Annotated in this window: 8 protein-coding genes; 3 read left to right on the top strand and 5 right to left on the bottom strand. The window is 43.2% G+C overall.

Going from position 1 to position 7,693, the window contains the following annotated elements:
• Positions 1 to 133 (top strand): hypothetical protein (locus EO98_RS19365; RefSeq protein WP_156161002.1); only part of this gene is annotated, 133 nt, incomplete at its 5' end.
• Positions 134 to 195: 62 nt separating this feature from the next.
• Here EO98_RS19365 and EO98_RS03225 read toward each other — a convergent pair.
• Entirely contained in the window at positions 196 to 978 is a 783-nt protein-coding gene (locus EO98_RS03225) for an alpha/beta fold hydrolase (RefSeq protein ID WP_048140772.1), read from the bottom strand.
• 112 nt (positions 979 to 1,090) lie between these two features.
• Here EO98_RS03225 and EO98_RS18165 point away from each other — a divergent pair, with 112 nt between their 5' ends.
• Together EO98_RS18165 and EO98_RS03220 are read left to right on the top strand one after the other, a co-directional pair.
• On the top strand, positions 1,091 to 1,288 hold the full coding sequence (locus EO98_RS18165; protein WP_156161001.1) for a hypothetical protein: 198 nt from the start codon (positions 1,091 to 1,093) through the stop codon (positions 1,286 to 1,288).
• 238 nt (positions 1,289 to 1,526) lie between these two features.
• Positions 1,527 to 2,504, top strand: a complete 978-nt coding sequence (locus EO98_RS03220; RefSeq protein ID WP_048140770.1) for a hypothetical protein — start codon at positions 1,527 to 1,529, stop codon at positions 2,502 to 2,504.
• Between the two features lie 457 nt (positions 2,505 to 2,961).
• Here EO98_RS03220 and EO98_RS03215 read toward each other — a convergent pair whose 3' ends face one another.
• From EO98_RS03215 to EO98_RS03200, 4 genes are all read right to left on the bottom strand, one after another.
• Entirely contained in the window at positions 2,962 to 3,630 is a 669-nt protein-coding gene (locus tag EO98_RS03215; protein WP_048140768.1) for a flavodoxin family protein, read from the bottom strand.
• A gap of 351 nt (positions 3,631 to 3,981) precedes the next feature.
• Positions 3,982 to 6,375 (bottom strand): endopeptidase La, encoded by a 2,394-nt coding sequence (gene lon / locus EO98_RS03210; protein WP_048140766.1) that lies wholly within the window; start codon positions 6,373 to 6,375, stop codon positions 3,982 to 3,984.
• A gap of 233 nt (positions 6,376 to 6,608) precedes the next feature.
• Positions 6,609 to 7,028 carry a MarR family winged helix-turn-helix transcriptional regulator gene (locus EO98_RS03205; protein ID WP_048140763.1) on the bottom strand — a complete coding sequence of 140 codons (420 nt, stop codon included), beginning with the start codon at positions 7,026 to 7,028 and terminating at the stop codon, positions 6,609 to 6,611.
• A gap of 276 nt (positions 7,029 to 7,304) precedes the next feature.
• Positions 7,305 to 7,514, bottom strand: a complete 210-nt coding sequence (locus EO98_RS03200) for a hypothetical protein (RefSeq protein WP_048134557.1) — start codon at positions 7,512 to 7,514, stop codon at positions 7,305 to 7,307.
• Positions 7,515 to 7,693: the final 179 nt, after the last annotated feature.

The raw sequence follows: 7,693 nt of genomic DNA, 5'->3' as shown, positions 1-7,693 counted from the left end.
CCTTATCATTCCAGGTCTCTCAGCTCGTCTGCAGGGTGACCTCGAAGATACACTCGGTGCAAATGTTAAGGTTGGTCCAATGGACTCCGGCCGTATCCCTGGCTGGATCGAGAAGAACTGGCCTCCTAAATAAATAAAAAGAACGCAATTTGAATAGAAACTATTCAGGTAGCCCTATGAAGGCTACCTGAATAGTTACCAAATTTCTTTCTTTAATAAGTTGTAGAATATTTCTTTTGCCGCTCTCTCAATCCAGGGCATATGCCCGCATTTTTCCAGCAAAATGAACCTGAAGTCCTTCAAAATTCCGGAAAGGGGTTCTCTTACTCCTTCGAACGGGTGAGGGTCATAGTCCCCGTGAATTGCAATTACCGGGCACATGATTTTAGTTCCCAGTTCCAGGAGCTTGCCGCTGCGCCTCAACTCGCTGGCTTCTCCCCATACGCCTTTGAAGGCCTCGTAGCTGCATTCGAGCAGTTCTTTTTCATGAGGAAGCGGGTCATAAGCGTCCGTTTTTGACATCAATGTTCCAAAGCTGCACAGGGCTTCATCCCTGTTTTTAGCTGAGGGATCATTAAGGGTTTCTGTAAGGAAAAGGAAGTTTTCCCAATCTTCTTTTCCGAGCCTGCTTATCCGTGTATTCATTATGTTTGCGGCATACTTTTCTTCGTAGGGGCCGCTTCCGATTAGAATTAGTTTTTTTATGAACTGCGGGTAGCGGGCTGTGAAAATAAAGCTGAGCATCGCACCCCAGGAAAACCCGATTAACGTGATCGGTAAGTCTCCATGATCTTCCAGCACGGCTTTCAGTTCCCGGACCTGACCTTCAAGGGTTGCTTTTGTCTGGAGGGGTTCAAGGATTCCCCGAATGGCAGAGAGTTCTCTGGCAACGGTAGCCATTTCTCCAGGGGCTCCGGGGCCACCATGAATGACTGCTACACTGAAAGGAGCTTTACCGTATTTTCTCAGGTTTTTCATGTATGTATCAGATTTAAGCTTTTTATCTTTAAAAGCAAATGGGTTTTCAAATTTGTCGTTTTATTTCACGCTTCACCCACCACTTTTGTAAATATTATGCCCTGTTCTCTTTGTGAACTACGGGTTTTTCCTGCTTTTCTATAGCCCGATTTCTGACCGTTTCTTCCACCTCCGCCCCCTTCTTTTCGGGATAGCCTTACTGGAGCTCGGAACACGAACGACGGAAGATACCATTCCGGTTGCACTGGTCAAGTTCGATAAAGCAACAGAAAAATGGCTACCTGTAAAGCTCAGCCCATTACCACTCTAAAGGAATAAGGGTAGGGACTTTTGGAAGGTTCCGGATCTATGACAAATTTACTGATTTTCGATTTTTTGATCTAAAAGTTTACAAAATAAGCCAAACTTATATATTATTTTAGCATTTCTAATTTAATGTTATGAAAAGCTCCGAGTTATCAACTCCGACAGTATTAAGATTCGGCATATAATTCGGAATACTAACAACCTCTCCAGTTTACTGATGTTTCCCCGGAGTTGAAAGTTTCATGAATAAGCAAAAAGCCATACTGATATTATTATTGCTCATTCCCCTCCTTCTTGTGCTGTTTTTCTTCGGCCCTTTCTTATTAATGGGTTTTGTTGACAGTTCCTGGTACTATTCCGAGGACGTTGATATCGGGCCTCTTGATTACAATTCAGCACTTACGAAAGCGGAGAAAGCAGGCTATGAAGTGGAAGGTTCCTGGCCCTGGCCTGGAAACTTTTCGGGTTTTGAGCCCGGGGATGTTCCGGAGGTAAGGGAAAGGTTAGGAAGTGCTGCTCTTGTGGAGAATATCAGGCTTAACTATAACGAGAACTCCGAGCTCATGGTCTTCATCTGTGAAGAAAAGGCGGAAAAAGGACAAAAATCCGAAACTGAAGCCAGGACCGGAACCTGTGTAGCCCTCTCGAACTTCAGCCACTCCGACCCCGAATCCCCCTTACAGTTATCGGAATTTCCGGATGACTTCTGGATGCTTGAAAAAATAAGGCTCCTCTTCGGAATAGATGAAAAAGCCTCGGAAAAGTATCTTGAAGCCCTGAAAAAAGCCGCACAAAACCAGACCTGGGACGCTGAAATATCGGTGAACGAATCTCCGGATTTCCCGGCTGTATATGCCTATCTCAAGGAAAACAGTGATGATTCCACTTACGGGTCCACTGTGAGTGTTTATACGTATCCCATGGCAGGCCTGGGTCCGGATGAAGTCTTTTTAAAGGACGGCAGGCGGCTGGGTTCAGTAAGTTATTTTGTCCCGGAGGCAAAGGTAGTGACTTATGATAATGAGAACAGGTACATGGTTGAACTCGATGCCTCCGGAAAGGTAAGGCTCGAAATCATAATGCCTCCTGGAAGCAGTGGGGAAACGATACCTGAAGAGGAATACCGGGTGGTTTTCAGGGGAATGTTTGAAGAAATGGGGCTTTCTCCTGCAGCGGTGGGCAGCTTTGAATTTTTCCACAGCTCTTCACGAGTGTGGTGAAAAGCCCTGAAAGAAGAATAGTTATTCAGAAGGTTCTTCTCCTAAACTGAGGAACTGGACTTCGACCGGAAAGCTCAAAAAATCTACTAAAAATATTTCTGACCCGTACAACCGTATTCACTATACCGAACCTTTCTTGTCACGCTCGACGAAGGAGAGCAGCCTTCTCAAAAAAGACAAAAAATAAGCAAAAAACCAGTAAATAAAAGCTGACAAGTAAAAGAGATTTGATAAGTCGGTGGGCACGCAATAAAAATAGAATGAGTTCTGGCCTGAAAAATGTTTTTTCCCATCTATTTTGTTTTTACTACTTTTTCGAGCTTTTTCTCTTTTAATTCTCTTTTTTCTCTACTTCTTTTTTTTGTGAAGGGCCGCCAGACAAGCTGGCGGAGGTTTTCGATATTATAGGAGTTATAAATCGGTTTCAGGGAGTAAAGTGACTCAATTTTTATTGCTTTTACTTCTTTACTTCCATAGCTTTTTGCCGCTTTACGAACCCTGCCCCCATCTCAAAGGCTTTCTCACAGTCTTTCGGGAACACTTCTCTTCGCCTTTTTGCCTTTTCCTCGGGATCAAAACTGTCTGCCACATACTTTGAATGATCCTCGAACTGGTAGGTATCGGTGCTATACAGTGATTCGGAATCTCCGAAGATTCTCTTAGCAATATATTCATTCAATTCAATAGTTTTCCTGAGCCCAAACATATCCATGTATTCTTCCTTTACCCCCATAGTGTAGATGAAACCAACAGGGATATTTTTCGGATAGAGCGAAGGCACGCTATTGGAATACGTGAGGTATGGAAATACATAACGTTCCATGAACGATCTCATCTCGCCTGTAGAGTTCCCAAGGTAAATGGGTGATCCCAGGATCACAGCATCCGCCTCTTTCAGTCTCTCCAACACAGGGGTCAGCTCGTCCTGCATTGCACATTTTCCATAGCTTTTTCCATCCTTCAATTTGCAGGCAAAACAACTTGTGCAGCCTTTAAAGTTGAGGTCATAGAGATGGACTATTTCTGTTTCCACACCCTCTGAAGCTGCTCCTTCAAGAGCTTTTTCAAGCAGGGTTGCTGTATTCCATTTCTTTCTGGGGCTTCCGTTTATGGCTATTACTTTCATGATCTTGCCTCTTAGTTTCGATTTCTCAGGACTTTCGGATTCTCAGGACCTTCAAATAACGTAATATTACAATTTTCTCCATTATATTATTTGCAGGAATGTTTAAACTTGATTAGCCGATCAATTTGTACCGACTGATCAATAATGACAGTTTTTTAAAGTACGTATCCTGTAAAAACCGAATGAGGATTTGAATAATGATTTATGACATCGGAAAAAAAGGATCATAAAAGAAAAGTGCTGAAAAACTGAACTAAACTTAGACCCAGATTTCAAAAATATTTAAGAAAAATTCTCAGGAAGGGTGTATCACGGTTCCGACAAACCGTAACCCCATCCTGCACTTCAAATTCAAACGTTCTGGGTAGTTGCGAAGCTGTTTCCTGCAAACGACGACGACAGCATCTGTCCGGGAAGATCCATATCAAGTGCCTCTTTCAAGACCTCTTCAATGGTCTCCACCGGTACGAATTTAAGTTCGTTTCTGACATCTTCGGGCACATCTTCAAGATCCCTTTCATTCTCTTTTGGCAGGATTACCTTCTTTATGCCTGCCCTGTGAGCTGCCAGGATTTTCTCTTTTATGCCGCCCACAGGCATTACTGCCCCGCTCAACGTGATTTCCCCTGTCATGGCAATTTTTGGGTCAACTGCTTTGCCGGTAATCAGGGATGTGAGGGCAGTAAATAGAGTCACACCTGCTGACGGGCCGTCCTTTGGGGTTGCACCCGAGGGCACGTGGATGTGAACGTCGCTTGCAGTAAAGTTAAAGCTGTTTGCAGTGCTTGCAAGCCTGGACCTGACAAGGCTCATAGATATCTGCGCAGACTCTTTCATCACATCCCCGAGTTGGCCGGTAAGCGTAAGCTTTCCTTTTCCGGGCATGAATGTGCCTTCTATGAAGAGAATTTCTCCTCCGACAGGGGTCCAGGCAAGTCCGGTGACCACGCCGGGAACATTCTCTTTTCGGGCTTCTTCCTGCCGGATCATCTCTTTTCCGAGGGTCTCTTTGAGCATATCCACCTTTATCACATAAGGCAGGTCAGCCTTGCCTGAAACGATCTTTTCGGAAACAAATCTCGAAGCCTTTGCAAGCTGTTTTTGAAGCTGCCTGACTCCTGCTTCACGGGTGTATTTTTCGATGATTACCTTTAAGGCCTCATCTTCAATTTTGAGTTTATCCGCATCAAGACCGTGTTCTTCCAGGGTACTGGGGAGCAGGTAGTCTCTTGCAATTGCAAACTTCTCGTTCTTCGTGTAGCCCGAGATCTCGATCAGCTCCATCCTGTCAAGAAGCGGAGCCGGGATATTTGTCAGGGAGTTGGCAGTGGCAATGAACAATACCTCGGATAGGTCATAGGGGACTTCCAGGTAGTGGTCTGAGAAGGTGCTGTTCTGTTCGGGGTCAAGGACTTCCAGAAGGGCACTTGCCGGATCTCCTGAGTAGGAAGATGAAAGCTTATCGATTTCATCGAGAACGAATACAGGATTTTTCGTGCCTGCTTTTTTCATGCCCTGAATAATTCTTCCGGGCAGAGCCCCAACGTATGTCCGGCGGTGTCCCCTGATCTCGGCTTCATCTTTGACGCCTCCAAGGCTGATCCTGACATATTTCCTGTCAAGGGCATCTGCAATACTTTTACCCAGACTTGTTTTGCCAGTGCCCGGAGGTCCCGTAAAGACCAGAATCGAACCCTGTTTTTCCTTTTTTAATTTCATTACCGCCAGGTGCTGGATTATTCTTTCCTTGACTTTTTCAAGCCCGTTATGGTTGCTCTCAAGCACACGGCGGGCTTCGGCAATATCGATGCTCTTTTTCTCTTCCGTTACCCAGGGAAGGTCGAGCATGAGGTCAAGATAGTTTCGGAGAACAGGGCTTTCAGGATTGTGGATGCCTCCGGTTTCGAGTTTCTTTAGCTCTGAGAGTGCTTTCTTTCTTACCTCATCAGGCATCCTGGAATTCTCAATTCTTTCCCGGTATCCTCCTTCACCTGATGTGGAATCTGCGCCTTCATTGAGTTCTTCCTGGATTACCTTCAGCTGCTCTCTAAGCATCGCCTCTCTATGCGACTTGTTTATATTATCGGTAACTTTTTTTGCAATTTCAATCTGGAAATTGATATTCTCTTTGTGCTTCATCAGAATATTAAAAAACGTAAGATATCGTTCCCTGACAGAAACAATCTCCAGAAGGGCCTGCTTTTCTTCAAGTTTTATCGGTATGAATGGCATGACATGTCCCATTATCTGGTCAATGGAACCCATCTTCTCGATTGGCTTGGTAAATTTCTCAGAACCCTGAAAACGACTGCTTATCTCATTAATCATCGTTTTTACATTCTCTATCATTTCCGCATGAATATCTTCATCAAGATCCGGAAGATCAGAAATAGGCTCATATGTTGCATAGAACAGTCCGTCCTTCCGGCAGAGAGAGACGGCCTCTACCCTCTTGACAGCCTTCGCAACAACAAGATATCCTTCATCAGCAGGCTGCACAAATACAATCTTAAGCAGATTTCCTGTTTTATACAGATCGTCTTCTGACAGGTCTGAAGGTTTTGTGCCGCTCTTTACTGTCAACCCGACAGCATACACAGGCTCGGCATTTTTTATATCAGTTGATAGTATTTCCCCGGTGACTTTATCAGCCAGGAATTTTGCCCGGCTTTTCGGGTAAACAACTACTTCAAAGAGCGGCATTACGATGCTCTCTCTGTTATCATCGGTTTTTTCTGAATTCATTGTCAATCGTCTCAATTATTATGAAGTTGTTATCTCAGTCGTCTCAGTTATTTTCAGTCGTCTCAAGAATTATGAAGTTGTTATCACAATCGTCTCAGTTATTTTCAGTCGTCTCAAGAATTATGAAGTTGTTATCACAATCGTCTCAATTATTATGAAGTTGTTATCTCAGTCGTCTCTGTAATTCAAATTATTTAGTTTGGATTAACCTAACTATATACTCTACAAAAAAATTACCATACCTTTTCCAGGATGTTGATAAGCGTGTCGATCTCTTTCTCGTCCAGAGAATCTGCCATTTTTTCAATAACCTTCAACAAAGCGTTTTCTTCGGCACGAGCTATTCTCCGCCCCTTCTCAGTCAGGCGAATGTAAAAGATTCTCCCGTCATCCGAGGACTTTTCTTTGTACACGCACTCCATTTTTAAGAATTTGTTGACCATCTCTGTGATGGTTGGCTTTGAGTTTCTGGTAATCTTAGCAAGCCTGCTAAATGTCACTTCCCCATGTTCATCTATGACCCTCAGATATCCGATCTGTTTTACAGTGATATCCGATAACCCGCATTCAGAGAAGATCTCACAAGAGCACTCGCTTTTGATTTTGACCAGGTTTTCAAAGACTATGAACAAATGCTCTTTTTTCTCATTCATATCTCGATCAGTGCAGTTAGTTAGGTTTCCCCTAATTAAATATCTTGTGGTCATGGAAAGTTTAATTTTTCCTTTAATCAATTTGATAGATTGTGATAGATATTGATAGTAAAATTGAGAACTGACGGCTCGGCACCAACCGGTAAGAGTGATTCAGAGAAAATAATCAAAAAATATATCGGATTTTCGAATTTCAAAAAGAATCTAGTGTATAGCTAAGTAAGTTACTTTAGTATACACTTATCTTGCCATTTCCATATTTCCACTACTTATTTTTCAGGCATTGTAAGCATCATAAATCTGCCAGACCCATATAATCAGCCATAATGAAATTCCAAATCCTATGAAATGTGCTGGTCCGGTAACCATGAAGGCTATCCAGATGCCAAGTGCCTTGAAAAGATGTCCCTTTACAAGCTGGCCCAGACCGGGTACGAAAAAAGAAAATAGGGCGGGAATTCCGTGTGTTCTTTTGCAACAGTTCATAGAACTTACCTTTTTTAAGAACTTACCTTTTTTAAGAACTTACCTTTTTTAAGAACTTACCTTTTTTAAGAACTAATTTTTTTAAAACACTAATGGGAAGGCGGATATAAATAATTTGACCTGGCTGGGTCTTTCTGCTTTATGTTGATTTATTAACCTGCACTCAGCCTGGCTGGATT

Origin of the sequence: Methanosarcina sp. 2.H.T.1A.6, from assembly GCF_000979455.1 — an archaeon.
Classification (GTDB): domain Archaea; phylum Halobacteriota; class Methanosarcinia; order Methanosarcinales; family Methanosarcinaceae; genus Methanosarcina.
The sequence above is the reverse complement of the archived record's forward strand: the minus strand, read 5'-3'. Positions and strand labels throughout refer to the sequence as shown.